The following is a 25,390-nucleotide window of genomic DNA, read 5'->3' on the forward strand; positions in this document are numbered from 1 at the left end:
GTCAGCGTCCGATCAGGCGGCGCAGGCCGCCGCGTGGTTTGGCAGGGGCTTCGGCGTCGGCCACCATCAAGGCCAGGGTCTGGTCGGTGGCGCTCGCCGAGGCGAAGCTGTTCACACCCTCGGTGCGATGGTCGGCGATCCGGGTGATGAAGTCGTCGGCCTGGGCGCTGTACTCCTCGCCGCGTAGATAGAACCAGACGTCCTTGGTCAGCTCGGTGGTGTACTTCACCGTCCAGCCCTTGCGGTAGCCCGCCGGGCCTTCCTCGCGCAGGTAGACCTGGAGCTCCTGGCGGTCGGCGTGAATCCGTCCCTTGGTGCCCCACAGGGTGATCTTGGTGGACATCTTCCGCTCGGACTCGTCGCTCCAGTTCACGCTGATCTGGCCGGTGGCCCCGGAGTCGAAGCGCAGCGTCCCGGCCACCTGGTCGTCGGTCTCGGCCGAGAAGACCGGCTGCAGCACGGTGCCGCCGACCCAGCTCGGGCTGCCCAGATACCAGTTCAGCAGGTTCAGCGGGTGGGCCGCATAGTCGTACAGGCTGCCGCCGCCCAGTTGCTTCTTGCTGCGCCAGGTCGTCCCCTGCCGCTTCAGCACCACCGGGCCGAAGGCCTCGGCCTGCGCCAGGGTCACCTCGCCGATGGCGCCGGCGTCGAGCAGCCGCTTCACCTCGGCGAAGGTGCCGACGAAGCGGTAGTGATAGCCGACCGCGGTGACCAGGGCCTTCTGTTCGGCCAGTGCGGTCAGCTGCTCGGACTCGGCCGGATCCAGGCAGAACGGCTTCTCGCAGAAGACGTGCAGGCCGCGGTCCAAGGCGGTGCGCACCATTGGCGCGTGCAGGGCGGACGGGGTGGCGATCACCACGGCGTCCAGCTCGCCCTTGGTCAGCATGGTCTCGTAGCTGGAGTAGGTCGGGATGCCGGTGTACTTGCCCAGCACCGACAACAGATAGCTGTTCGAATCACAAATGCCGGCCAGCTCCACCTGTGGGTGGGCCCGGAAGATGGACAGATGGGACAGCCCCATCTTGCCCATGCCGACGACACCGACTCTGATCACTGGCGTCCCTCCATCGCGGCGAGCAGAAGTTGCTCGTACTGGCCTGCTACATGCTCCCAGGTGAACTCCGCGGCGTGCCGGGCGCGGGCGGCACTGCGCAGCGCGTCGGCCAGCCCGGGCTCGCTGGTCAGCCGGGTGATCGCCTGGTCGGCCCCGGCCACATCGGAGAAGTAGAGCGCGGCGTCCTGGGCCACCCAGCGGTTGTACGGGTTGTCGTGGGCCACCACCGGATTGCCGGCGCCGAGCGCCTCGACCAGGGACGGATTGGTGCCGCCCACGGTGTGCCCGTGCAGGTAGCCGACGCTGTGGAAGCGGACGGCCTGAGTGACCTGCGGGTCGTAAATGGCGCCCGGGAAGTGCACCTGATCGGACGCCGCCGCCCGCACCGCCTGGTGGTAGGGGTCATCGCCGTAGTCGCCGAGGATCACCAGATCGACCGGACGTGGCCGCGCCGAGAAGCCGTGGACCAGCTCCAGGATCGAATTCTCCGGGATCGGCCGGGCGATCAGGGTCAGGTAGCCGCCCGGGTTCAGCCCGAGCTCGGTCAGCGGAGCCGGGTCGGCCGCGGTGACCAGCGGGGCGCCATAGGTGATGGTGGTGATCTTCTCGGCCCGGGCCCGTCCGCGCAGGTAGACCTCGATCTCGGGGTGGTCGGCGATCAGCTCGTCGCCGATCCAGCAGGCGATCCGCTCGTTGGTCCACAAGATGGCCTGCCGGAACTTGCCCCAGCGGGCCCGCGACCATTCGATCCCGTCCATATTGATCACGTTCGGGATGCCCGCGAGCTTCTGGCGGAGGTTGAAAACGGCGGTGTTGTAGCCGAAGGTCAGGCAGACGTCGCGGTGCCGGGCGGCATGCCGGATGCTGACCAGGTCGAACTGGGCGGTGCCGAGCCAGCCGTCCCGGGCGATCGGGATCCGGACCCGCTCGATGCCCTCCCACTCGTCGGTGATCACGCCCTGGCCGTGGTCGGGCTCCTGGCAGTAGACGACCACCCGCCAGCCGTTGCCGACCAGGTAGCGGGCCACCGCCTCGGCTGCGGTCTCGAAGCCGCCGTAGCCGGCCGGCACCCCGTGGGTGCCCAGGATCCGCACAGTTCTCATCGCAGGACCCCTTCGACGCAGGCGACCAACTCGGTCGCGTAGCGCTCCACCGAGAACTTCTCCTGTGCCGAGCGACGGGCCGCCTCGGCGATCCGGGCGGCCAGTTCCGGCTCGTCGATCAGTCGGGCCACCGCTGTGGCCAAGGCTTCGGGGTCGTCCGGCGGCACCAGTAGGCCGGTCTGTTGGTCGACGATGCTCTCCAGATGCCCGTAGACGCCGGTGGCCACCACCGGACGCAGCGCGTACTGCTCCTCGATCACGGCATTGCCGAGCGACTCGTTGTACGACGGCTGGATCGCCAGCTGGGCAGCGGCCAGCTTCGGCCAGATCGGAGAGCAGTAGCCGGCGAAGCTGATCGCCCCGGCCAGATCGGGCCGGGCGGCCCGCTCGCGCAGTTGCTGCTCGTAGGCCTCGTTGCCGGCGAAGACACTGCCGATGAGTTCCAGCTGCACGTCGTAGCCGCGGCTGCGCAGCAGGGCCACCGCCTCCAGCGCCACGTGCGGAGCCTTGCGGGCCGAGAGTCGTCCGACGCAGACCGCCCGGACCGGACTGGTCATCGGCGCCGGGTGGACCGGCTCATCCGGCTGCGGGACGCCGTTGTAGATGACGCTGACCCGGCGCGCGGCGGGCCCGATGGCGTCCAGCGCCGTCCGGCTCACCACGATCACCTGGTTCGCCAGCCGGAGCGGAGCGAACAGGGCCCGTCCGATCAGCTGCGAGCTGGGCGCTTCGGCTTCGTGGACGTGGCACAGGGTGGGCACCCGAGCAAGCCGTCCGGCCAGCAGCCACCAGGGCAAAGTGACGGTGTTCACGTACAGAGCGTCAGGGACGGTCTGGCGCAGCAGCCAGACCAGCCGGGGCACGGCCACGATGGCTGCGCCGACCAGGCCGAGGAAGCGCAGCGGGGACAAGTGGGCCTTGCGGAGCACCGGGTAGTCGATCAGCAGCACCTCGGCACCGCGATCCCGTAGCCGCGCGGTCAGCGGGCCGTCGGACGGCATCGTCACCAGGACTCGGTAGTCGGCACCAGCCAGGGCGCTGACGCTTTCCAGCAGCTGCAGGTCGGAGCCGTAGACGTCCGCAGAAGGGTTCGCGATCAGGATGGTGCGCCCCGCCATCCGCGCTTCCTCTCGACGATGGATCTCACAGCTTGCTGGTCAGAACGAACTCGACTCTAGCGGGCAGTCGGTTCTGGGCAGCGTGCCACGCGATGTGCTGGCTCGGCCACCCGGGCTGCGCGTTTGTGCGACCGGTGGGCTCGGTAAAAGTTGGGCGGTGCGCCACGGTATTGTGAGGTTGTTTGCGCCGCGGTGTCGGACCTAGCTCCGCCGACGCCCGAGATGGACTTCGTCGTCCAGCGCCGGCAGTGGAGCGGATTGAAGGAGAATCGACTTCACGATGAGTGACCACAAGTTCGTATATGAGTTCAGCGAGGGCGACGCGTCGATGCGTAACCTCCTCGGCGGCAAGGGTGCCAACCTCGCCGAGATGACGGGGCTCGGCATGCCCGTCCCGCAGGGCTTCACCATCAGCACCGAGGCCTGCACCCAGTACTACGCCGATGGCGAGACCATCAACGACGGCATCCGTGCCGAGATCCTCAGCTACATCACCAAGCTCGAGGCCATCACCGGCAAGAAGTTCGGCGACCCGGCCAACCCGCTGCTGGTGTCGGTCCGTTCCGGCTCCCGCGCCTCGATGCCCGGCATGATGGACACCATCCTCAACCTGGGCATGAATGACACCGTCGTGGAGGCCTTCGCCGCCAAGACCAACAACCCGCGCTTCGCTTACGACTCCTACCGTCGGTTCATCCAGATGTACTCCGACGTCGTCATGGAGGTCGGCAAGGCCTACTTCGAGAAGCTGATCGACGAGCTGAAGGAAGCCCGCGGCGTCACGCTCGACACCGAGCTCACCGCTGATGACCTGAAGGAACTCGCCACCGCGTTCAAGGCCGAGTACAAGGCCAAGATCGGTTCCGACTTCCCGTCCGATCCGGTCGAGCAGCTGTTCGGCGCCATCAAGGCCGTGTTCCGCTCCTGGGACAACCCGCGCGCCATCTACTACCGCCGCATGAACGACATCCCGTCCGACTGGGGCACCGCGGTCAACGTCCAGTCCATGGTCTTCGGCAACATGGGCGACACCTCCGGCACCGGCGTTGCGTTCTCCCGCAACCCCGCCACCGGTGACAAGGGCCTGTACGGCGAGTTCCTGATGAACGCCCAGGGCGAGGACGTCGTTGCCGGCATCCGCACCCCGCAGACCATCGATCAGCTCAAGGAGCAGAACCCGGCGGTCTACGACCAGTTCGTGGCCATCGTGAACAAGCTCGAGAGCCACTACCACGACATGCAGGACATGGAGTTCACCATTGAAGAGGGCAAGCTCTTCATGCTCCAGACCCGCAATGGCAAGCGCACCGCCGCTGCCGCCTTCAAGATCGCTTGCGACCTGGTCGACGAGGGCCAGATCAGCCAGGAGCAGGCCGTCCGGATGATCGATCCCAAGCAGATCGACGCGCTGCTGCACCCGCAGTTCAACGTGGCCGACCTGAAGGCCGCCACCCCGATCGGTAAGGGTCTGCCGGCTTCGCCGGGCGCCGCCACCGGCAAGGTCTCCTTCACCGCTGAGGACGCCGCGGCTCGCGGCAAGGCAGGGGAGCCGGTGATCCTGGTTCGCCTGGAGACCACTCCTGAGGACATCGAGGGCATGCACTACGCCCAGGGCATCCTGACCGCCCGCGGTGGCATGACCTCCCACGCTGCGGTCGTTGCCCGCGGCATGGGTACCTGCTGCGTCTCCGGCCTCGGCGAGGTGTCCTTCTCCGCTGACGGCAAGACCTTCAGCCTGGGTGGCAAGAGCTTCGGCGAGGGCGACTGGATCAGCCTCGACGGCTCCACCGGTGCCGTCTACGGCGAGCAGATCGCGACCGTCCCGGCCGATGTCAGTGGCTACTTCGGCCGCGTCATCGAGTGGGCCGACGCCTTCCGCACCATGAAGGTCCGCACCAACGCCGACACCCCGGCCGACGCCAAGCAGGCGCGTGCCTTCGGGGCTGAGGGCATCGGCCTGTGCCGCACCGAGCACATGTTCTTCGAGACCGACCGGATCGCGGCCATCCGCGAGATGATCGTCTCCAAGACCGTCGAGCAGCGCGAGGCCGCCCTGGCCAAGCTCCTGCCGATGCAGCGCGGCGACTTCGAGGGCATCTACGAGGCCATGGAAGGCTTCCCGGTCACCATCCGCCTCCTCGACCCGCCGCTGCACGAGTTCCTGCCGACCGATGAGGACGACATCGTGGCGCTGGCCGCCGAGATGAAGCTCGAGGTCAACGAACTCAAGGAGATCATCGCCTCCCTGCACGAGTTCAACCCGATGATGGGTCACCGTGGCTGCCGTCTGGACGTCACCTACCCCGAGATCGGCGCCATGCAGACCCGGGCCATCATCGAGGCCGCGGTCAACGTGCAGAAGCGTCACCCGGAGTGGAAGGTCGTTCCGGAGATCATGATCCCGCTGGTCGGCGAGGTGAAGGAGTTCGTGTACGTCAAGAACGTCGTCACCGCCACCGCTGATGCGGTCATCGCCGAGGCCGGCGTCGCCCTTGAGTACAAGGTCGGCACCATGATCGAGATCCCGCGCGCGGCGCTGACCGCGGACGAGATCGCCAAGGAGGCCCAGTTCTTCTCTTTCGGCACCAACGACCTGACCCAGATGACCTTCGGCTTCAGCCGGGACGACGCTGGCAAGTTCCTGGATGCCTACTACGAGAAGAAGATCTACGAGAACGACCCCTTCGCCCGTCTCGACCAGAACGGCGTTGGCAAGCTCGTGAAGATGTCCGCTCAGCTCGGCCGCTCCGTGCGCTCCGACCTGAAGCTCGGCATCTGTGGTGAGCACGGTGGCGATCCGTCGTCCATCGAGTTCTGCCAGAGCGTCGGTCTCGACTACGTCTCCTGCTCGCCGTTCCGGGTGCCGGTCGCCCGTCTCGCGGCTGCGCAGTCGGCGCTCAACAACAAGTAAGCAACACCACGAAGGGCGTCGGCGAGGTTTCGCCGGCGCCCTTCGGCTTGCCCGGGACGCCCTTCGCTACGCTGGGACGAGGCCCGAGCGAAGGATCAACTTGCCCGTCGGTGTGGTGGTCGTCAACTATGCGTCCAGTGAGCTGATCGCGCGCAACTTCTCCGACCTCGCCGGGCAGCCGGTGATCCTCGTCGACAACTTCTCCACCACAGCCGAGCGGGACGCCTGCGCTCAGCTGGCCGCCGACCGTGGCTGGCTCTCGGTGGCCGGCCCCAATGTCGGCTATGGCGAGGGCGCGAACCTCGGGCTGCGTCGGCTCAGCGACGCCGGCTGCGAGGCGATGATCGTGGCCAACCCCGACCTGGAACTCGACCGCGACCAGGTCGCCCAGCTCGGTGCGGCCGCCCTGGAACACCCCGACGATCTGGTCGGCCCGCTGCTGATCAACTCCGACGGCTCGATCTGGGGTGGCCTCGGCTCGATCGCGGTCGACCAGGGACGGATCTTCAGCCGCGGTGAACCGACCGCCCCCTACTGGCTGTCCGGGGCCTGCCTGGCCGCGTCCGCCGCACTGTGGCAGCGGCTCGGCGGCTTCGCCGAGGGCTACTTCATGTACTGGGAGGACGTGGACCTGAGCTATCGAGCCCAGGTGGCCGGCGGCACCTGCCGGCAGCTGGAGGCGGTCCGGGTCCGTCACGATGTCGGCGGCACGCAGGGTGGCAAGTCGGCCCTCTACAGCTACTACAACGCCCGCAACCGGCTGGTCTTCGCCGCCAAGAACCTCAGTCCGGCCCAGCAGCGGATCTGGCGAGCGGCCCGCTGGCGCGAACTGCGCCGAGTGGTCAGTCGCCAGCCCGACCGGCTGGCCAAGCTCACCCGGGGCCTGTGGCCGGCGCTGCGCGGCACCCTGGCCGGGCAGCGGGAGCTGAGGCTCCGATGAGCCTGGGCAGGGTGGCCGCCCGCGGTGCCGGGACGGTGATGGCCGGGCAGCTGGCCCGGGTGGTCCTGCAGGTGGCCTCGGTGGCGATCCTGACCCGGCTGATCGACCCCACCGACTACGGCTTGTTCACTGCCGGAATGCTGCTGGTCGGCTTCGGTGAGGTGTTCCGCGACTTCGGGCTGTCCACCGCGGCGATCCAGGCCAAGGAGCTGAGCACCGGGCAGCGGGACACCCTGTTCTGGCTGAATGTCGCGCTCGGCGCGGCACTCTCGGCGGCGATGGCCCTGCTGGCGCCGCTGGCCGCCTGGTGGTTCGGAGCGCCGCAGCTCACCGACCTGGCCCGACTGCTCGGCCTGGTCTTCCTGCTCAACGGCGCGGTCGCCCAGTACCGGGCCAGCCTGAACCGGACGATGCGTTTCAACGCCTTGGTGGTGTCCGACCTGGGGGCGAACCTGGTCGGAGTCGGGGTGGCCGTGGCCATGGCCGCAAACGGCTGGAGCTACTGGTCGCTGGTCGGCCAGTCGCTGGCCGGCGGAGTGGCGCTGCTGCTGTTGACCGGCTTCCAAGCCGGCTGGCTGCCCGGACGTCCGCGCCGCGGCACCGGGGTGCGCGCGATGGTCCGCTACGGGGCGGCGCTGGTCGCCAGCCAGTTCATCAGCTATCTGAACAACAACTTCGACAACATGGTCATCGGCACTCGGATGGGGCTGGAGCCGCTGGGCCTGTACAGCCGGGCCTACCAACTGCTGATGCGGACCGTGAACCAGTTCCGGGTGCCGACCACCACGGTGGCGCTCCCGGTGCTGTCCCGGCTGGACGGACGCGACCGCAACGACGCCTTCGTGCTGGCCGGTCAGAAGGCGCTGGGCTACGCCATCGTCCCGCTGATCGCCGTGGCCGGGGCCACCGCGGTGCCGATCGTGGCGATCTTCACCGGGCCGAAGTTCCAGGCCATCGCCACCCCGTTCGCGATCCTGGCGGTCGCGTCCGCCTTCCAGACGGTGGCCTATGTCGGCTACTGGGTCTACCTGGCCCGTGGGCTGACCAAGCATCTACTCACCTACAGCCTGATCGGCCTGGTCGGACGGGCCTTGGGCATCCTGATCGGGAGCAGCTGGGGGATCGTGGGCGTCGCCATCGGCTTCGCGGTGAGCGAGGCCCTGCTGTGGCCGATCTCGATCTGGTGGCTGTCCCGCTACACTCCGATGCCGGTGCGGTCGCTGTATGCCGGAGCCTTCCGGGTGCTCGGCGTGGCCGCGGTGGCCGGCGTGGCCGGCTACTACGCGGTCGGCGCCAGCGCAGCACTGCCCAGCATCGTTCAGCTGATCATCGGAGTCGTTGTGGTCGGGTTGGGGTATCTCGCCGCCGCGGTGATCCCTGCCTTCCGCCGCGACTACCAGGAGATGATCTCCTTCGCCCGAATGGCCCTGCCGCAGCGGGCCGGATAGGGGAGCGTCGTGCAGATCGTGCTCCTGGTCGCCGGGCTGGCCGCAGCGGGTTTGGGCTGGCTGCTGATGCGGCGCTCGCCGAGCATCGGCTTTGCCGGGATGTGTGTGGTGATCGCCTTCGTCCCGGTGTGGTGGGCGATCAGTTTCGGCACCGACTGGCGTCCGCCGTTGGTCTTCGGCGTTGTCCTGCTGGCCAGCTTCCTGGGCCGGTTGCCCCGGCGCTACGGCCTGGCCGATCTCGGGGTGGCGATCTTCTTCGCCGCCGGCCTGCTGCCGGTGCTCGTCGGCGGAGCGAGCCTGAGCACGGTCTTCATCCTGCTCACCGAGTGGGTGCTGGGCTTCCTGATCGGACGCTTCGTGTTCGGCATCGTGGGACCGGAGCGGATCTACGCCACGATCGTGGTCGTGTTCGCGGTGGCGGCCGGCTTCGGGATCTTCGAGTTCGTGGCCGACTTCCACTTGTGGAAGATCCTCGGGCCGCACAACCGGCTCTACAACCTGTGGGCGCAGATCCAGTACCGGGCCGGCCTGCCTCGCTCCGAGGGGGCCTTCGGGCACTCGATCGCCTTCGGCTGCGCCATGGCCATGGCCGTGCCGATGGTCTACGCCACCCGGTTCAAGCCGTGGCTGAAAGTCGTCCTCACCGGCATCCTCGGAGTGGCCGTCCTGGTCAGCTTCAGCCGGGCCGCCATGTTGGCCGCGGCGATCGGCCTGCTGGTGATCGCCATCCGCGGGGCGGCCGGGGTCGACCGGGCCTCCCGCGGCGCGGCCTGGCTGAGCCTGGGTCTGGGCGGGCTTGGCCTGGTCCCGATCGTGTTCCAGGTGATCGAGCAGGCCGGCAGCGAAGCCAGCGGCAGTGCCACCTATCGAGGCCAGCTGTATGACCTGGTGGCAGTGATGAAGATCGTCGGCCGCACGGCGGCCGCTCAGACCAGTCTCACCGGCGAGCGCTCAGTCGACGGCTTCCGTTCGATCGACAGTCAGATCGTGCTGACCGGGCTGAGCTACGGCTGGCTGATGATGCTGATCGGCTTGGTGCTGCTCGGCATCGCAGTGGTCCTGGTGCTCATCGGACGCAGCTCGCCGGCCATGGTGGCGGTCGTGGCGCAACTGCCGGCGCTGGCCTCGGTCGCGCTGATCACCCAGTACGGAACTCTGTTCTGGATCGTGGTGGGGCTGGCCGTGGCGTCCCGGGTGGCGGCCCCGGAGCCCGAGGTCGGTCCGGCCGTCGACGAAGAGCTCAGCGCGTCCGCAGCAACTCACTGATCGCCATCACGGCGCGCTCGACCTCGGTGAAGACGCTCTCGTAGGTGCGCTGGGACTTGCCGATCGGGTCCTCGATGCTGTCGCTGCCATCGCGAATGGACCGGGATCGGGCTCGCGGCAACGAGCGAACGATCCAGTCGATGCGAGAGCCGAAGTCCGAAGGCGGCCGCTCGGTGAGGATCTCGGGGGCGTAGCGAGCCAGTTGCTTGAGGGTCAGGGTCCGATGCAGCAGCGGCGGCGAGATCCGAGTGACGGTGGCCCGGTGGGTGCTGGCTGCGGTCAAGATCAGATCTGCCGACAGCGGCATGGCACCGGTCAGCCAGCGAGAGCGAAAATCGGAGGAGTCGATTCCGCGACGAGACAGAAGTGCGGCCATTTTCGGATCGATCTCCTGGTCCGGCATGGCGTCGGTGCCGGCACTGGCGAACTCGATCGGCAGATCGGGCAATTCCGCACGAAACAGGTACTCCGCGACCGGCGAACGGCACACGTTGCCTGTGCATACGACCAGCACCAGCGGCTTCGTCTTCATGGGGCCCCTTCGTCGTGGCTGCCTTCACGAAGATAGCAGGCATCGTCGCCCGGTCAGGGGCTTGTCCTGTCGCGTCCCCCGGTTCGGCGGTGGTCATGACCTACACTCATTGCGGCTGGACGATGAAGGGGGTTGTGTTGGAGATCCAGGAGTTCCTCCGCATTTTGCTGCGGCGCTGGCCCTGGCTGATTATTCCGCCCCTGATGTTTGCGGTGGCGGTGGGCGCCTATTCCATCTCTCAGCCAAAGGTCTATGCGGCAAAGGCGAGCTCGTATTTCTCATTCCAGGGCGGACGTTCGGCCAGCGATTTGAACCAGGGCGCGAACTACACGCTGCTGCAACTGGCCTCCTTCGCCTCCTTGGCCACCCAGCCGCTGGTGCTGGACACGGTGATCCGCGATCTTGGTCTGAGCACCACGTCCACCGATCTTGCCAAGCAGATCCAGGTGACCGCCTCGACCGACACGGTGATCCTGGACATTCGGGTGGAGGCCGGCACGCCGGAGGACGCGGCCCGGATCGCCAACGAGGTCAACACCGTGCTGGGTGAGAAGGCCAAGGAGATCTCCCCGGAGAGCATCGACCCGAACACCGGCGTCCGCAGCCCGACGATCACCGCGACCGTGGTCAGCGAGGCGCTCCCGCCGAGCGACGCGGCCGGGCCGCAGACCGTCCGCAACACCCTGATCGCCTTCTTCACCGGCGTCATCCTCGGCCTGCTCCTGGCCATCGCCCGCGACAAGCTGGACAACCGCGTCCTCGATGCGGACGACCTGCCCGAAGGGCTGACCACGCTCGGCAGTGTGCCGGCCACCCGCCGGGCCAGCGAACCGGCGGCCTGGACCACCGGTGACGCGGACGCCCAGCTGCCCGTGGCGTTCGGACGGGTGCATGCCAACCTGCGCTTCGCCAGCGTCGACACCCCGATTCGCAGCCTGCTGGTCACCTCGGCCATCCCGGGGGAGGGGAAGTCGACGGTCAGCGTCGGACTCGCTCTTGCCCTTGCCGAGACCGGCGCTCGAACTCTGCTGATCGATGCGGACCTGCGCCGTCCGAAGATCGGCCAGTACCTCGACCTGGAGGCATCGGTCGGACTGGCCGACGTGCTGGTCGGCACGGTGGCCTTTGCCGACATCGTCCAGGAGTGGGGGGTCCGGGGCCTGAAGGTGCTGCCGGCCGGAACCACTCCGCCCAACCCGAAGCTGCTGCTGGACTCGCATGCCATGTCCAGCTTCCTCGACGAGGTGATGGCCGCCTACGACGTGGTGGTCATCGACAGCCCGCCGCTGCTGGCCGTCGTCGATCCGCTGACCCTGACCGACAAGGCCGATGCCGTGCTGCTGGTGGCCGGCCGGGGACGGCTGCGTAAGCGGCAGTTGCGGGCGGCCGTGGACGCGCTGTCGGCGGCCAAGGCGAACCTGGTCGGTGTGGTGATGAACCGGATGCCGGCACCGCGTGATCGCGGCGAGACCTACGGCTACTGACCTCGCGGAGCCAGCCGAGGGCTGAGCCGGCCACAGGGCTCGCACACGCCTCGAAAACCGGCCCTGGCTAGCAAATCCACCTCCGCGAGGGCGGTCCGAGGGGTTATCCTCTCGGCTCGCGGCCTACCCATGGGGGTGTGCTAGGGTCGCTATTGGGAAAACAACTTAAGGAACTCGGGGGAACGGCGACTCGTCGCCGTCGCAAAGAGAGCTATCCATGCGCCCGAGTATCCCCCAACTCAACGAGCGTCTCGCAAGTGTTGCCGCGCCCCTAGCCGTAGCCGCACTGACCTTTTCCCTGCTCAGCTGGTCCCCCGCCCAGTTCGCGCAGGCCGCCCCCACGGAGGCGGTCGCTACCACGACCGTCGTCCAGCCGGTCAAGGTCACCAAGGCGAGCACGTCCTTCACTCTTCACCGCTCCAAGCGGGTCACCACCACGATTAGCGGCAACGTCGACAATCGAGCGATTGCCCTGCGCACCAACAAGGCGTGGGCACAGACCACGCTGTCCGGTGACGGCACGCTGTACCTGATCGCCCGCGGCACCACCTGCAAGGGTGCGGCCAAGGTGCGCGTCTACGTCGATGGCAAGCGGATCAAGACCATCACCACGACGGCGGCCAACCAGTTCAAGGAGTACCGGGTCACCGAGTTCTCCGGCACTCACAAGGTGCGGGTGAAGCTGATCAACGACAAGACGCTGCGCAAGCGCTGCAGTCGGGACGCCTTCGTCACCGCTGTGCATCTGGTGTCCAACGTCTCGGTCGAGGTTCCCAACCCGGACCCGGAGCCGGGGACGCCGTCAGCCAGCCCGTCCGACAGCCCGAGCGCCACTCCCAGCGCTCCGGAGCCGACGACGTCGGCAGCTCCGTCCGAGTCGGCCAGCCCGACGCCGGAGCCGACTCCCACGCTCACCCCGAGCCCGACGGTGACGCCCACCCCGACGTCCTCGCCCATGACGATCGCGGAGATCGCATCGAAGCGGGCCAGCCTGGTTCCCGGTAGCTACTTCCCGGACGCCACCAACACCGGCCTGATCGATGCACGTGTGCTGCAGTCCGTCGAGGGCAATGTCACCTACTCCGACCAGGGCAGCCAGGTGAAGGTCATCGAGAACAAGCGGTTCCGCGGCTACGTCTACTTGACCGGCAAGAACTACCTGTTCCGCAACTGCCTGTTCGAGGGCCCGGCCAATCCGCAGTACGCGGCCGTGATTGCTCGTTACGCGACCTCCTCGGGCAATGTCTTCGAGGACTCCACGTTCAAGCCGCGCGGTATCAACTACTACAACGGGACCATCAACGGACGCGGCTTCACCCTGAAGCGGGTCGAGCTGACCGGTGCCGTGGACGGTGCCAACCCGTCGGTCGCCGACGGCGGCACTCGGGTGGACGTGACCATCACCGGTAGCTGGATTCACGACCTGCTGCGCTGGTCGCCGGATCCCACGCATTCGGACAACCAGAGCCACAGCGACGGCATCCAGTGGATGGGTGGTCTGGGGCTGACTCTGATCGGCAACCGGATCGAGGGTCTGCTCGACACCTCGGTGAGCAGCTGGGGGCCTGCCACCTACGACGCGTCCGGCAAGATGACCGGTGGGCATCCCTTCTACCCGAACCCGGTCAACGGCGAGACGCTGATGGTGAACGCCTACCAGAACAAGATCCAGCCTGGTGAGTTGACCATGCGCAAGAACTGGATCCGGGGCGGGGCCGTGGGCCTGAACATGCTCGGCGCCACCAGCGCCTGGGCGAAGAGTGATGGCAGTGCCATCGAGGAGAACTGGTTCCTCAATGATCAGGGCTACGGGAAGAACCACCGCATGGTGGCGAAGTCCACCCAGGTGATCAGCACGAGTACTAACTATGTGTGGGATCTGCGCAATCCGCTGTCGAAGGCCACTGCAGTAAGTATTCGGGTAAACGTCTGATTTCGGCATTCACCCTTGTCAAATGGGGGGTGCTTGAGGTGAAGCCCGGCTAAGGCCGGCCGCCCGACTCGTTCCTGGTGCGAGTCGAGCGGCCGGACCGGCGGCCGGCGGTCACCCGTTTTGGGACTTCGGCCTCGCCAAGTCCAACCCTGGATAGCTAGACTTGTCGCTACCAGTTGACCTTGGGGGAGGTCGACGAGAGGAAGTCTCGGGGGGAACTTCCGATGGATCGCGAGCACAATTCCAGCCTGAGCAACATTGTTGCGGGCCGGATCTGGGGCCCTTTCGGGCACCGTGCTTGGCGATCCCTTTTTGCTGGTGTGGCCATTTCCTTTCTCACTATCGGCTGCACAGCGGCGCCCATCGCCAGCCCATCACCCACGTCAGCTCCGTCCGCAACGGCGCACACCGGAACCGATGTCTCGGCAACGCCGAGCACGGGTGCTTCGGCTCCGTCGGGCGGGACCACAGCGCAAGTGGTGCCGGGCAAGAAGATGACCACGGCCGCACCGATCGGCCTGGGCGAGACCAGCCCTGCGAACCCGGTCGCGGTCAGCCTGACCAAGCTGGTTCGGCTACAGGTCGAGGGCAAGGGCCCGGGCGAGATCAGCGGCCCGGCAGTGGCGGTGACCGTCCGGATTCGCAACCAAGCGACCAGTCCGCTCGACCTGGACCACGTGATCGTGAACCTGCTGGACGCCACTGGGCAGTTGGCCACTCCGATGACCGCTGATCCGGCCGCGCCGTTCCACGGGCAGCTGGCAGCCGGTGCTGACCAGAGTGCCGTCTATGTCTTTTCCGTGACCAAGGACGCACTGAGGCCGGTGCAGATCTCGGTCACCTACAACGTCGAGGAGCCGACCGTGCTCTTCAAGGGGAATCTGTGAGGGACGCAATGATGAAGAAGTCTCTGATCGCGGCAGCGGCATCGCTCGGCTTGGTGATGATGGCTGCACCGGCCGCGCAGGCGGCCCAGCTCAGCACCATTGCACCGGTGGAGCCGCGGAGCTCCAGCGTGGTGACCGCCGTGCCACTGCCCACCGCGCAGATCGACAGTGGTGTGGTCTGGGCAGTCAAGGTGGTCGGTAACACCGTCTACGCCGGTGGCAAGTTCACCGCGGCCCGTCCGGCAGGCTCGAAGGCCGGCGAGAACACGGTGGCCCGCTCGAACCTGCTCTCCTTCAACCTGACCACAGGTGCGCTCAACAGCTTCGCGCCGGTGGTGAACGGCCAGATCAAGGCGCTGGCCGTTTCGCCGGACGGCAAGCGGCTCTATGTGGGCGGCACCTTCAGCCAGGTGGACGGCAAGACTCGCTGGAGCATCGCGGCCTTCGACACCGCCACCGGTGCCCTGCTGGAGACCTTCAAGCCGGCCGTCGGCGGCTCGTACGTGAACACCATCGTGGCCACTAACGACGTGGTCTATGTGGGCGGCCTGATCAGCGCCGGCAACGGAGTGACTCGCAAGAACCTGATGGCCTTCGACGCGGCCGGCAAGCTGCTGGCCTGGGCGCCCACCACCGACATGCAGGTGGACGGGATGGCGCTGACTCCGGCTGGAGACAAGGTCGTTGTCGGTGGACGGTTCACCCTGGTCAACGGCGTCGCGCAGCGCGGCCTGGTCGCGCTCAGTCCGTCCGACGGCAGCATCATCAGCAACTGGATCGCTCCGACGATCATCAAGAACGGTGCCACCAACGGCAAGGCCGGTGTCTACTCGATCACCGCCGATGCCGACTCGCTCTACGCCACCGCGTGGTCCTTCGGTGGAGTGGCCGCCGGCAACCTGGAAGGCTCGGCGCGGATCGATCCGGACACCGGGGCGATCACCTGGATGCAGGACTGCCACGGCGACGAGTACACCGCCTACTCCGACGGCAGCAACGTCTACTTCGCCGGCCACCCGCACGACTGCCAGACGGTCGGCGGCTACCCGCAGGGCGATGGCTCCAACGTGCACTATGCGGTCGGTTTCACCAAGGACGTCAAGGGAACCCTGGACTCGGCCACCGCGAGCTCCACGTACTCCAACTGGGGCGGACAGCCGGCTCCGGCCATGCTGAACTGGTACCCGGACGTGATCTCGGGCAGCGCCACCGGTCAGGGCCAGGGTGTGTGGACCCTGGACGGCTCGGGTGACTACCTGGTGGCAGGCGGCGAGTTCCCCGGCATCAACAACAAGACCCAGTACGGCCTGGTCCGGTTCGCTCGCAGCAACGTGGCCGGGACGACCGGTGACGGCCCGCGACTGACCGGCACGAACGCCAACGCGGCCCTGAAGTGGACGATCACAGCCGCTTCTCCGACGGCCGGCCTGGCCAGCGTGTCCGTCCCGATCAACTGGGACCGTGACGACAAGACGCTGACCTATGACCTGTTCCGCTCGGCGGATGCGACAACCTGGACCAAGGTGGCCAGCAAGAGCCTGGACTCGAACTTCTGGGCGCTGTCGTCGTTCAACTTCGTCGACAACACCGCCGGCCTGACTCCCGGACAGAGCTACAGCTACCGGGTGACGGCCACTGACAGCAATGGCAATGTGGCCACGTCCACTGATGCTTCGGTGACGATCTCCGGCACCACGGTGACCGGCTACCAGGCGGCAGCTCTGGCCGATGGTGCCATCACCTACTGGCCGTTGGGCAATGGCGGTGCGACCGATCTGCTCGGGCTCAACAACGGCGTGGCCGGCTTCCGGGTGAGCACTGGCACCGATCCCGCTACTGGTCGCAGTGCGGCAAGGTTCCAGGGCGGCCAGTCCAGCTCGAACATCGGCTCGGTGAACAAGGTCTCTCAGCCGCAACGGTTCAGCCTGGAAGGCTGGTTCAAGACCACGACGGCCGCCGGCAAGCTGTTCGGTTTCGGTAGCTCGCAGAGCGGGAACTCCAGCAGCTACGACCGGCACGTCTACCTCAGCTCCAATGGGGCGCTGAACTTCGGCGTGTACACCAACAAGTCCAACGTGATCAGCTCCGGCGGCGGGTACGCCGACGGCAAGTGGCATCACGTGGTGGCGACCATGGACCCGACCTCGGGGATGGCTCTGTTCGTCGATGGCGTGCAGGTCGCGTCCGGCGCGAACCGCTACGCCCAGGTCTACGACGGCTACTGGCGGATCGGCAGCGACAGCGTGAGCGGTTGGCCGAACTCCAACGGCAACTACTTCGTCGGAGACGTCGACGAGTTCGCGGTCTACGGCACGGCGCTGACCCCGGGCCAGGTGGCCAACCACTACGCCGTGGGCAAGGGCCTCACTGCTCCGACTGCGTCCTTCACCAGTGCGGTGACCGACCTGTCGGCCACCTTCACGGCGACCGCTTCGGCTGGCGCTGGCACCATCACCGGCTACGCCTGGAACTTCGGGGACGGCCAGACCGGGACCGGGGCCAACCCGTCCCACACCTATGCGGTTGCCGGCACCTACCCGGTGACGCTGACCGTGACCGACTCCAACAACCTGACCGGGACCGCGTCCGGCTCGGTGACCGTGACCACGCCGCATGCAGCTCCGGTGGCCGACTTCTCGGCCAGCGCCAGCGGGCTGGCAGTCTCGGTGGACGCCAGCGCATCGACCGCAGACGGCGGCGACTCGCTGACCTACTCCTGGAACTGGGGGGACGGCACTGCGGACGGCACCGGGAAGACGGCCAGCCACAGCTACGCCAGCCCGGGTGACTACACGGTCACCTTGACCGTCACCGACGATCACTCCCTGACCGGCACCAAGGCCAAGACGGTCAGCCCGACCCATGCGGCTCCGGTGGCCTCGTTCACCACCACGGTGGACGGGCTCGGGGTGGCCGTGGACGCGAGCGCGACCACGCTCTCCGACAGCGCCACCGCGAGCTACGGCTGGGATTGGGGTGACGGCAGCGCGGCCGGTTCCGGCAAGACGGCCAGTCACACCTACTCCGCAGCCGGCACCTACACGGTGAAGCTGACCGTGACCGACTCCTTCAGTGCCACCGACACCAAGTCGTCGACCGCCTCGGTCTTCGACCCGGCCGATGCCACCGTGGTGCTGGCCCGGTTCGGTACGGCGGTTAAGCCCGGCTGGGGTGCCGCTGACAAGGGCGGCAACTGGAGCCTGAGCGGGCTGTCCTCGTCCTGGTTCTACGTGGCGGACGGCGCCGGCAAGATCAAGCTCTCCAAGGGCCTGGAGGGTCGGGCCACGCTGGACTCGGTCTCAGTGCAGGATCTGTCCGCCTCGGCGTCCATCTCGCTGGATGCGCTGCCGGTCGGCGGCCCGGTCCGGTTCTACCTCGACCTGCGTCGCAGTGCGGACGGGTCGGCGGGCTACCGGGTCCGTACCGACATCTCGGTCACCGGCCAGGTCACTCAGCACCTGGTGAAGGCGGTCGGCGGCACGGAGACCGTACTGGTCAGCAAGACGGTCTCCGGGCTCACCTACACCCCCGGCGACAAGCTGAACCTGTCCACTCAGCTGGCCACCAGCGGTGGCTCGACCAGCTTCAAGGCCAAGGTCTGGCTGCGCAGCGGTGACGAGCCGACCAGCTGGACGGTCTCCACCACCAACGGTGAGTCGGCCCTGCAGGGTCCGGGGTCGTTCGGAGTGAAGACCTATACCAGCGGCAATGCCACCAACACCATGGTGCTGTCGGTGGACGACGTGGTGGTCGAGCGCAGCTGAACTCGGGCTCGCCGGCTCAGGAAGCTGCGCCGGCGAGCACCGCAGCGGTGCCGGACAGGCCGAGCCTGGTGGCGCCCGCGTTGATCATGGCAATGGCTGTGGCCCAGTCCCGGATCCCACCGGACGCCTTCACGCCCAGCCGTCCGCCGACCGTGGCGGCCATCAGCTCGACCGCGTGCACGGAGGCGCCGCCGGCCGGGTGGTAGCCGGTGGACGTCTTGACGAAGTCGGCTCCGGCGGCCTCGGCGGCCTGGCAGGTGGCCACAATCTCGGCGTCGGTCAGAGCGGCGGACTCGATGATCACCTTCAGCACGCCCGGCACGACCGCACGGACGGCCGCGATCTCATCGCGGGTGGACTCCAGGCGTCCGGCCTTCACCAGGCCCAGATCGATCACCATGTCGACCTCGTCCGCACCGGCCGAGACCGACTCGGCGGCCTCGGCCGCCTTGATGGCGGCGGTGTGCTTGCCCGAGGGGAAGCCGCAGACGGTGGCCAGCTTGAGCTCGCCCAGATCGAAGGTGACCGGCAGCATGGCCGGGGAGATGCAGATCGAGTAGGTGCCCAGCGCCTTGGCTTCGGCCACCAGTGCGCCGATGTCGGCGACGGTAGCGGTGGGCGAGAGCAGCGTGTGGTCCACGTAGCGGACCAGTTCGGTGGTCATCACAGCCACTGACCCTAGCTCAGCAGAAGCGGCGCCGGTAAGCCAGCGGCGCCACCCCGACGCTTCGCCGGAAGTGGTCACGCAGCACCACTGCGGAGTTGAAGCCCACCTGGCTGGCGATCCGCTCGACCGGATCGTCGGTGGACTCCAGCAGCTCCCGCGCAGCCAGCACCCGCTGTTGGGTGAGCCATTGATGCGGCGTGGTGCCGGTCTCGGCCAGGAACCGACGGGCGAAGCTGCGTTCGCTCAGGTTGGCTCGGCCGGCCAGGCTGGCCACGGTGTGTGGCTGTTCCAGGTTCGTCCGCACCCAGTCCAGGAGTTCGGCCAGGCCCTCGCTGGCGCACTCCGGCACCGGGGCTGGCAGGAACTGCTGCTGACCGCCGTCGCGCTGCGGCGGCACCACCATCCGGCGGGCGATCTTGTTGGCCATGGCAGCGCCGTACTCGCGCCGAACCAGGTGCAGGCAGGCGTCGACCCCGGAGGCGGTGCCGGCGCTGGTGATGATCTGGCCGGTGTCCACGAACAGCACGCGGGGATCCACCCGGGCCGAAGGGTGCCGGCGCTGCAGCGCCTCGGTGTACATCCAGTGGGTGGTGCAGTCACGTCCATCGAGCAGGCCGGCCTCGCCGAGCAGGAAGGCCGCCGAGCAGATGCTGAGGATGGTGCTGCCGGCCGCGTAGGCGGCTTGGACGGTCTCGATCACCTCTGCCGGATACGGTCCGTGGTCCGGAGTGGCCGGGACCAGGACGACCAGGTCGGCGCCGGCCACGGCGTCCAGCCCGTGCGAAGGGATGATGCTCAGCGGGGTGGACGCCTTGGCGCGCAACGGACGTCCGGGGTGCTGCCCGCAGATCCGCAGCTCGAAGCCCGCTACCCCCTCCTCCTGGCGATCGATGCCGAATACCTCGACGACGACGCCGAACTCGAAGACCGCCACCGGCTCGGTGACGATCATGGCGATGGTCTTCAGGGGCACTCCCTCAGCGTACTGGCAGAAATCTTGTGGTCAATGGCATTGCCGCCACTGGTGGCGGTAATCGATCGACGAAAGGATTACTGCCATGACGCAGCTCCTGGTCTTCCTCGTCCTTGTCGGTGCATTGGTCGCGGCCCTACAGCCGGCCCACCACCGCGGGTGGCGACCCGGTGTGGAGACTAGGAATGATCGCGACCGGGACCGGCTGCTCGCTGAACTCATCCTCCTCGAGTCCAGCGAGCAGCCCACTTCCTCAGAGTCGACGCCCACCCCGGTAGCTCCCGAGGTGACCCGGGTGCGCGGCCGGGAGGGCCGGGCCGCCGCGCTCAGGCCAGCGGCAGACGCACGGTGAACCGGGTGTAGCCGGGCCGGCTGTCGAGGCCGACCTGCCCGCCCTGGGCGCCGACCACGGCGGCCACGATGGCCAGGCCCAGGCCGGTGGATGAACCGCCGGTCTGCCGTGCCCGACTGACATCGGCCCTGGTGAACCGTTCGAAGACCGAGTCCTGGATCTCGGGCGGGACGCCCGGGCCGTCGTCGGTCACGGCAACCACCGCCCAGCCGTCCGCCGTGCTCAGGGACGCTTCGACGTGGGTTCCGGGCGGGGTGTGGGTGCGCGCATTGGCCAGCAGGTTGGCGATCACCTGATGGGTGCGATGGGGATCGACATTGGCCAGCACCTCATCGGTGGGCAGGTTCAGTGACCAGTGATGCTCCCGGTCGGCGGCCCGGGCGTCGTCGACGGCATTGAGCACCATCTCGGTCAGATCGGTCGGACGCACGTCCAGGGTGGGCTCGGCGTCCAGTCGGGCCAGCAACAGCAGATCCTCGACCAGGGCCGACATCCGCTCGGACTCCGCCTCGATCCGGGACAGCGCGTGGCTGGCATCGGGTGGAAGGGACTCACTCGATCGCCTGGTCAGCTCCGCGTAGCCGCGGATCGAGGCCAGCGGGTTGCGCAGCTCATGTGAGGCGTCCGCTACGAAACGACGCACCTTGGTCTCGCTGCGATGCCGGGCTGCCAGCGCGTTCTCGACGTTGTCGAGCATCAGGTTCAGAGCAAGTCCGACTTGGCCTACCTCGGTCTCGGGGTCGGCATCGGCAGCGGCTACCCGGACCGGCACCGCACCTTCGCCGCGGGCCAGTGGCAATGCGGAGACCTGGTTGGCGGTGGCCGCCAGTCGGTTCAGCGGACGCAGGCTGGTGGCCACGATCTGCCGGGTGCCCAAGTAGGCCAGCAGGATCGCGCCCAGGGTGAGCAGGCCGGTCATCAGCAGCTGGGTGTACAGCGGGTTGGTCACGTCCCGGTAGGGCAGGGCCACCACCGTCCGTCCCCGATCGAAGTCGCGGACCAGGACCCGGTAGTGGCCGAGTCCGGGGATATCGACGTTCGCCGGCGCCGCACCAAGCTCCAGCTGGAGCAGCCCGGTGGCGATGGCGGCGGTGCGGGTGTCCGGCGCGGTGATCCGGACGGGGAAGCCAGTGATCGCATCGATCCGGATCAGTCCGGAGCCGGCGGGGTCGTCGGTGTTGCTCGGAGAGCTCGCCCCCACTCGCCCGGGACGTGCAGCCGCAGTCTCCAGCCGCTCGTCCAACTGCTGTTGGAGGATCTGGAAGTTGGCCAGTGAGATGAAGACGGCCAGCACCACGGTGACCAGCGCCACCAGCGCGGTGGTCCGCCGGACCAGTCTCCGGCTCAGGCTGCCTCTCACTCGATCGCCGGTTTCAGGACGTAGCCGGCGCCTCGCATTGTGTGGATCATCGGAGACCGACCGGCGTCGATCTTCTTGCGCAGGTAGGAGATGTACAGCTCGACCACGTTCGCCTGGCCGCCGAAGTCGTAGTTCCAGACCCGGTCCAGGATCTGCGCCTTGCTCAGCACCCGGCGCGGGTTGCGCATCAGGTAGCGGAGCAGCTCGAACTCGGTGGCGGTGAGATTGATGATCTCCCCGCCGCGGGAGACCTCGTGGCTGTCCTCGTCGAGGATCAGGTCGCCGACCACCAGCTGCGACTCGTTGCGCGCGGTGGCCGCTCCCGAGCGGCGCAGCAGCCCGCGCAGCCGGGCGACCAGCTCTTCCAGGCTGAACGGCTTGGTCACGTAGTCGTCGCCGCCGGCGGTGAGGCCGCCGATCCGGTCGTCCAGAGCGTCCCTGGCGGTGAGGAAGATCACTGGGACGTCCGGCTGCTCGGCTCGCACCCGGCGCATGACCTCCAGGCCGTCGAAGTCGGGCAGCATCATGTCCAGCACGATGGCGTCCGGACGGATCTCCCGGGCGGCCTTCACTGCGGCCAAACCGGACGCGGCGGTGGACACCTCCCAGCCCTCGTAGCGCAGCGCCATGCTGAGCAACTCGGTGAGGCTGGTCTCGTCGTCGACGGTGAGGATCCGGATCGCGCTTCCGTCCGGCCGGGTCAGGGCTTCCTGACCGCTGCGTGCAGTAATGGCCATACTGTGAGTCTCTCCGGGTTGGGTGAGCGCCCGCTGGCAACTTCCTGTGTAAAGCCTATGTCTGGGCAGTCTCGGCAGGGCCGCCGCACAGAAAAGGGAACTGTTCTCTTTTCGGTGGGGACGCCGCTTCCGCGTCGGCCCGCAACCTGGCAGGTAGCATCGGAGCGCACGGAGGGGGCCGAAGATGCGAGTCGTTCGCGGCGCGGTGGGACTACTCGGAGAGTTGCTGGTCACTCTCGGAGTGCTGCTGCTGCTGTTCGTGGGCTGGCAGCTGTGGTGGACCGATGTGGTCTCCGACGCCGACGCCGCCCAGGTGGTGTCCACCATCGAGCAGGAGTTGAACACTCCGGACTCCAGTTTCGTCCAGCCCGGCAAGGCCAAGCTCGGCGATGCCTACGCCATCGTCCGGATTCCCCGGTTCGGGGCCACCTATGCCCGTCCGCTCTACCAGGGGACGACCCGAGCGGTGCTGCAGCGCGGTGTCGGCCACTACCTGGAGACGGCGATGCCCGGTGAGATCGGCAACTTCGCCATGGCCGGCCACCGGACCACCTACGGCAAGCCGTTCAACCGGATCGCCGAGCTTCGCGATGGCGATGTGGTGCTGATCGAGACCAAGGACAGCTACTTCGTCTATCGAGTGACCGGGCATCAGATCGTCCCGCCCACCCAGGTGTCGGTGCTGCTGCCGGTGCCCGATCAGCCCGGGGCCGAGCCGACCGCGGCGACCCTGACCATGACCAGCTGCCATCCCGAGTTCTCGGCGCGGGAGCGGTTCATCGTCCACGCCGAGCTGGACGCCACCTATCCGCGCGCCGGTGGCGTGCCGCCCGAGGTTTTGGAGGTGAAGGGCTGATGTACCCCTTGTTGTGGCGGATCCTGCCCGGACCGAAGCTGGTCAAGGTGCTCGAACTGATCGTGCTGGCCGCGATCGTGGTCGCCGTGCTGTTCACCTGGGTCTTCCCGGCCATCGCGCCGCTGATGCCGTTCAACGCCAACACCGTCGGCCAGGACGGCTGAGCAGCCGACATGCCCAGGCTGGCGGTAGCGATCACGACCTTCCGGCGCCCGGAGCTGCTCGGCCGGTTGGTGCCCGCCGTGCTCACCCACCTGGACCAGGTGGGCGGCGAGCTGATCGTCGTCGACAACGACCCGCAGGCCAGTGGCCGGACGGCCGCGCTGAGCTCTGGTGATCCGCGGGTTCACTACGTGGTCGAGCCGAGCCCGGGGATCGTGGCGGCCCGGAACCGTGCGCTGGACGAGGCCGCCGAGTTCGACCTTCTGGCGTTCATCGACGACGACGAGCTGCCCCGGGACGGGTGGCTGGCCCACCTGGTCGAGACCCTGGATCGCACCGGCGCCACCGCGGTGAGCGGCCAGGTCTGCTCGCTGCCCGACGGCGAAGTGCCGGCCTGGGTGGCGGCCAGCGGGGTGCTGGCCCCCCGGCATCCCGAGCTGCGCACCGGGGACGTGATGGCACGCGCGGCCAGCGGCAGCCTGCTGCTGGACCTGGCCCGAGTGCGTGAGTGGGGGCTGCGCTTCGACGAGCGATTCGGACGCACCGGCGGCGAGGACTCCTACTTCACCGGCCAGCTCACCCAGCGCGGCGGACGGATCGTCTGGTGTGCCGAGGCGATCGCCGACGAGCTCGTCCCGGCCGCTCGGCTGACTCGCGAGTATCAGCTACGGCTGGCTGCGGTGCGGGCCAACAGCACCGTCCGGGTGCGGGTGGCGCTGGCCGACGGCTGGCTGCAGCGGACGAAGCTGCGCGGCTACTGGGGGCTGATCGGACTGCGTGAGTGGCTGGCCGGGCTGCGTCCGGCCGGTGATCTGGCAACCCGGGCTCGCAGCGAGCTGCGCCGGGCGGCTGGCATCGGCGTGCTGCGCGGGGTGTTCGGCCGTTCCTGGGGCCACTACGGTGACTGACCTCAGTTGGCGCTGAAGCCGATCCGCCCGGGGATGGGCTCGGGCCAGGTCAGGTCGTAGTCGTCGACCCAGCCCGGACGTCCGGTGGTGGGCGGTTGCTCGATGGTGAAGCGGAGCAGCCGGCGAACCGCGTCCGGCTCACCCTGGGCGATGATCTCGACGCTGCCATCGGGCAGGTTGCGCACCTTTCCGGCCAGGCCGAGGGCTCGGGCGGTGTTCTGCGCCCACCAACGGAAGCCGACGCCCTGGACCCGCCCGGTCACCACGATCCGGACCGCAAGCATGGGGTCATCTTGACCGTCCGCGGCCGTCTCGTCCACCGCGCGGGGGAGGGGGTCGATAGTGCAGGATGTGCGCATGAGTGAATCGGTCCGGGAAGTTCTCACCTGGCAGGCCTTCGGTGTGGCCGCCCGTGAGTTGGCACAGCAGGTCGTCGATTCGGGCTTCCAGCCCGATCTGATCCTGTCGATCACCCGCGGCGGAATGCTTCCGGCCGGCACCATCAGCTACGCCATGGGCATCAAGAATCTGCACATCATCAACGTCGAGTTCTACACCGGGGTCGACTCCCGGCTGCCGCTGCCGGTGCTGCTGCCGCCGGTACCGGCCGCGGTGGATCTGTCCGGCCAGAAGGTGCTGATCATCGACGACGTGGCCGACACCGGCGAGACCTTGAAGATGGTCCGCGACTTCTGCGCCACCCACGTGGCCGAGACCCGGACCGCGGTCCTCTACGAGAAGTCCCAGTCGGTCGTGAAGTGCGACTACGTCTGGAAGCGGACCGACGAGTGGATCTCGTTCCCGTGGTCGGCCGAGCCGCCACTGGTGGGGGTTTCCACCGACAACTGAGTCGGTGGCAGCGGTTTCCGCACTCCCACCTACGTAGGACTGGGCAAATCGTAACCTGTTCGACAAACTGCGGCGCTACGTTGGAG

At 67.9% G+C, this 25,390-nt stretch carries 21 protein-coding genes; 12 read left to right on the plus strand and 9 right to left on the minus strand.

What is annotated here, in order from left to right; translation table 11 throughout:
* Nucleotide 1: 1 nt before the first annotated feature.
* The 3 genes from ATK74_RS00820 to ATK74_RS00830 are packed head-to-tail and all read right to left on the minus strand — an operon-like array spanning nucleotide 2 to nucleotide 3,275.
* Complete coding sequence (locus ATK74_RS00820; protein ID WP_098459261.1) at nucleotides 2–1,054, minus strand: Gfo/Idh/MocA family protein; 1,053 nt, start codon at nucleotides 1,052–1,054, stop codon at nucleotides 2–4.
* On the minus strand, nucleotides 1,051–2,157 hold the full coding sequence (locus ATK74_RS00825) for a DUF1972 domain-containing protein (RefSeq protein ID WP_098459262.1): 1,107 nt from the start codon (nucleotides 2,155–2,157) through the stop codon (nucleotides 1,051–1,053). Before ATK74_RS00825 ends, ATK74_RS00820 begins: the two co-directional genes overlap by 4 nt.
* Nucleotides 2,154–3,275 carry a glycosyltransferase family 4 protein gene (locus tag ATK74_RS00830; RefSeq protein WP_211283242.1) on the minus strand — a complete coding sequence of 374 codons (1,122 nt, stop codon included), beginning with the start codon at nucleotides 3,273–3,275 and terminating at the stop codon, nucleotides 2,154–2,156. The genes ATK74_RS00825 and ATK74_RS00830 overlap by 4 nt, the downstream gene beginning before the upstream one ends.
* Before the next feature lie 280 nt (nucleotides 3,276–3,555).
* Here ATK74_RS00830 and ppdK point away from each other — a divergent pair, with 280 nt between their 5' ends.
* From ppdK to ATK74_RS00850, 4 genes are all read left to right on the plus strand, one after another.
* Nucleotides 3,556–6,186, plus strand: a complete 2,631-nt coding sequence (gene ppdK / locus ATK74_RS00835; RefSeq protein WP_098459263.1) for a pyruvate, phosphate dikinase — start codon at nucleotides 3,556–3,558, stop codon at nucleotides 6,184–6,186.
* Between the two features lie 100 nt (nucleotides 6,187–6,286).
* The gene (locus ATK74_RS00840; RefSeq protein WP_143483517.1) at nucleotides 6,287–7,126 is read left to right on the plus strand and encodes a glycosyltransferase family 2 protein; all 840 of its coding nucleotides are present in this window, start codon (nucleotides 6,287–6,289) and stop codon (nucleotides 7,124–7,126) included.
* Nucleotides 7,123–8,574, plus strand: coding sequence for a lipopolysaccharide biosynthesis protein (locus ATK74_RS00845; RefSeq protein ID WP_098459265.1), 1,452 nt, complete (start codon nucleotides 7,123–7,125; stop codon nucleotides 8,572–8,574). The genes ATK74_RS00840 and ATK74_RS00845 overlap by 4 nt, the downstream gene beginning before the upstream one ends.
* A gap of 9 nt (nucleotides 8,575–8,583) precedes the next feature.
* Nucleotides 8,584–9,840, plus strand: a complete 1,257-nt coding sequence (locus tag ATK74_RS00850) for a hypothetical protein (protein ID WP_098459266.1) — start codon at nucleotides 8,584–8,586, stop codon at nucleotides 9,838–9,840.
* On the opposite strand, the gene ATK74_RS00855 is transcribed toward ATK74_RS00850, so the two are convergent.
* Nucleotides 9,815–10,372: an arsenate reductase/protein-tyrosine-phosphatase family protein gene (locus ATK74_RS00855; RefSeq protein WP_098459267.1), complete on the minus strand. Its 558-nt coding sequence runs from the start codon at nucleotides 10,370–10,372 to the stop codon at nucleotides 9,815–9,817. The two genes, ATK74_RS00850 and ATK74_RS00855, sit on opposite strands and share 26 nt — an antisense overlap.
* A 95-nt stretch (nucleotides 10,373–10,467) precedes the next feature.
* On the opposite strand from ATK74_RS00855, the gene ATK74_RS00860 reads away from it, so the two are divergent.
* From ATK74_RS00860 to ATK74_RS00875, 4 genes are all read left to right on the plus strand, one after another.
* Nucleotides 10,468–11,856, plus strand: coding sequence for a tyrosine-protein kinase domain-containing protein (locus ATK74_RS00860; RefSeq protein ID WP_098459268.1), 1,389 nt, complete (start codon nucleotides 10,468–10,470; stop codon nucleotides 11,854–11,856).
* Nucleotides 11,857–12,073: 217 nt separating this feature from the next.
* On the plus strand, nucleotides 12,074–13,789 hold the full coding sequence (locus tag ATK74_RS00865) for a carbohydrate-binding domain-containing protein (protein WP_098459269.1): 1,716 nt from the start codon (nucleotides 12,074–12,076) through the stop codon (nucleotides 13,787–13,789).
* A 494-nt stretch (nucleotides 13,790–14,283) separates the two neighbouring features.
* Nucleotides 14,284–14,676: a hypothetical protein gene (locus ATK74_RS00870; protein WP_169923673.1), complete on the plus strand. Its 393-nt coding sequence runs from the start codon at nucleotides 14,284–14,286 to the stop codon at nucleotides 14,674–14,676.
* 11 nt (nucleotides 14,677–14,687) lie between these two features.
* The gene (locus ATK74_RS00875; protein WP_169923674.1) at nucleotides 14,688–18,440 is read left to right on the plus strand and encodes a PKD domain-containing protein; all 3,753 of its coding nucleotides are present in this window, start codon (nucleotides 14,688–14,690) and stop codon (nucleotides 18,438–18,440) included.
* A 16-nt stretch (nucleotides 18,441–18,456) separates the two neighbouring features.
* Here the strand turns inward: ATK74_RS00875 and deoC are convergent, their stop codons facing one another.
* The 4 genes from deoC to ATK74_RS00900 all read right to left on the minus strand — a co-directional run bounded on the left by deoC (nucleotide 18,457) and on the right by ATK74_RS00900 (nucleotide 22,529).
* Nucleotides 18,457–19,104: a deoxyribose-phosphate aldolase gene (deoC, locus tag ATK74_RS00880; RefSeq protein ID WP_098459272.1), complete on the minus strand. Its 648-nt coding sequence runs from the start codon at nucleotides 19,102–19,104 to the stop codon at nucleotides 18,457–18,459.
* A gap of 19 nt (nucleotides 19,105–19,123) precedes the next feature.
* Nucleotides 19,124–20,080, minus strand: a complete 957-nt coding sequence (locus ATK74_RS00885) for a GlxA family transcriptional regulator (protein WP_245840558.1) — start codon at nucleotides 20,078–20,080, stop codon at nucleotides 19,124–19,126.
* Between the two features lie 326 nt (nucleotides 20,081–20,406).
* Complete coding sequence (locus ATK74_RS00895) at nucleotides 20,407–21,792, minus strand: sensor histidine kinase (protein ID WP_098459274.1); 1,386 nt, start codon at nucleotides 21,790–21,792, stop codon at nucleotides 20,407–20,409.
* A complete protein-coding gene (locus ATK74_RS00900; protein WP_098459275.1) occupies nucleotides 21,789–22,529 on the minus strand; it encodes a response regulator transcription factor in 741 nt (246 codons plus the stop codon). Before ATK74_RS00900 ends, ATK74_RS00895 begins: the two co-directional genes overlap by 4 nt.
* A 184-nt stretch (nucleotides 22,530–22,713) precedes the next feature.
* On the opposite strand from ATK74_RS00900, the gene ATK74_RS00905 reads away from it, so the two are divergent.
* The 3 genes from ATK74_RS00905 to ATK74_RS00910 are packed head-to-tail and all read left to right on the plus strand — an operon-like array spanning nucleotide 22,714 to nucleotide 24,455.
* Nucleotides 22,714–23,385, plus strand: a complete 672-nt coding sequence (locus ATK74_RS00905) for a class E sortase (protein ID WP_098459276.1) — start codon at nucleotides 22,714–22,716, stop codon at nucleotides 23,383–23,385.
* Nucleotides 23,385–23,549, plus strand: coding sequence for a hypothetical protein (locus tag ATK74_RS15245; RefSeq protein ID WP_169923675.1), 165 nt, complete (start codon nucleotides 23,385–23,387; stop codon nucleotides 23,547–23,549). Before ATK74_RS00905 ends, ATK74_RS15245 begins: the two co-directional genes overlap by 1 nt.
* A gap of 9 nt (nucleotides 23,550–23,558) precedes the next feature.
* Nucleotides 23,559–24,455, plus strand: coding sequence for a glycosyltransferase family 2 protein (locus ATK74_RS00910; protein ID WP_098459277.1), 897 nt, complete (start codon nucleotides 23,559–23,561; stop codon nucleotides 24,453–24,455).
* Between the two features lie 2 nt (nucleotides 24,456–24,457).
* Here ATK74_RS00910 and ATK74_RS00915 read toward each other — a convergent pair whose 3' ends face one another.
* A complete protein-coding gene (locus tag ATK74_RS00915; protein WP_098459278.1) occupies nucleotides 24,458–24,739 on the minus strand; it encodes an acylphosphatase in 282 nt (93 codons plus the stop codon).
* 73 nt (nucleotides 24,740–24,812) lie between these two features.
* Here ATK74_RS00915 and ATK74_RS00920 point away from each other — a divergent pair, with 73 nt between their 5' ends.
* Nucleotides 24,813–25,304 (plus strand): phosphoribosyltransferase, encoded by a 492-nt coding sequence (locus tag ATK74_RS00920; protein ID WP_098459279.1) that lies wholly within the window; start codon nucleotides 24,813–24,815, stop codon nucleotides 25,302–25,304.
* The last annotated feature ends 86 nt before the right edge of the window (nucleotides 25,305–25,390 follow it).

Source organism: Propionicimonas paludicola (assembly GCF_002563675.1).
Taxonomy (GTDB): Bacteria; Actinomycetota; Actinomycetes; order Propionibacteriales; family Propionibacteriaceae; genus Propionicimonas; species Propionicimonas paludicola.

Bases quoted from the DNA above. Each gene is read 5' to 3' on its own strand.
- ATK74_RS00865 (WP_098459269.1), top strand. From the start codon at position 12,074: ATGCGCCCGAGTATCCCCCAACTCAACGAGCGTCTCGCAAGTGTTGCC.
- ATK74_RS00910 (WP_098459277.1), top strand. From the start codon at position 23,559: ATGCCCAGGCTGGCGGTAGCGATCACGACCTTCCGGCGCCCGGAGCTG.
- ATK74_RS00920 (WP_098459279.1), top strand. From the start codon at position 24,813: ATGAGTGAATCGGTCCGGGAAGTTCTCACCTGGCAGGCCTTCGGTGTG.
- ATK74_RS00870 (WP_169923673.1), top strand. From the start codon at position 14,284: ATGACCACGGCCGCACCGATCGGCCTGGGCGAGACCAGCCCTGCGAAC.
- ATK74_RS15245 (WP_169923675.1), top strand. From the start codon at position 23,385: ATGTACCCCTTGTTGTGGCGGATCCTGCCCGGACCGAAGCTGGTCAAG.
- ATK74_RS00875 (WP_169923674.1), top strand. From the start codon at position 14,688: ATGAAGAAGTCTCTGATCGCGGCAGCGGCATCGCTCGGCTTGGTGATG.
- ATK74_RS00915 (WP_098459278.1), bottom strand. From the start codon at position 24,739: ATGCTTGCGGTCCGGATCGTGGTGACCGGGCGGGTCCAGGGCGTCGGC.
- ATK74_RS00830 (WP_211283242.1), bottom strand. From the start codon at position 3,275: ATGGCGGGGCGCACCATCCTGATCGCGAACCCTTCTGCGGACGTCTAC.
- deoC (WP_098459272.1), bottom strand. From the start codon at position 19,104: ATGACCACCGAACTGGTCCGCTACGTGGACCACACGCTGCTCTCGCCC.
- ATK74_RS00855 (WP_098459267.1), bottom strand. From the start codon at position 10,372: ATGAAGACGAAGCCGCTGGTGCTGGTCGTATGCACAGGCAACGTGTGC.
- ATK74_RS00845 (WP_098459265.1), top strand. From the start codon at position 7,123: ATGAGCCTGGGCAGGGTGGCCGCCCGCGGTGCCGGGACGGTGATGGCC.
- ppdK (WP_098459263.1), top strand. From the start codon at position 3,556: ATGAGTGACCACAAGTTCGTATATGAGTTCAGCGAGGGCGACGCGTCG.
- ATK74_RS00860 (WP_098459268.1), top strand. From the start codon at position 10,468: ATGACCTACACTCATTGCGGCTGGACGATGAAGGGGGTTGTGTTGGAG.
- ATK74_RS00905 (WP_098459276.1), top strand. From the start codon at position 22,714: ATGCGAGTCGTTCGCGGCGCGGTGGGACTACTCGGAGAGTTGCTGGTC.
- ATK74_RS00825 (WP_098459262.1), bottom strand. From the start codon at position 2,157: ATGAGAACTGTGCGGATCCTGGGCACCCACGGGGTGCCGGCCGGCTAC.
- ATK74_RS00900 (WP_098459275.1), bottom strand. From the start codon at position 22,529: ATGGCCATTACTGCACGCAGCGGTCAGGAAGCCCTGACCCGGCCGGAC.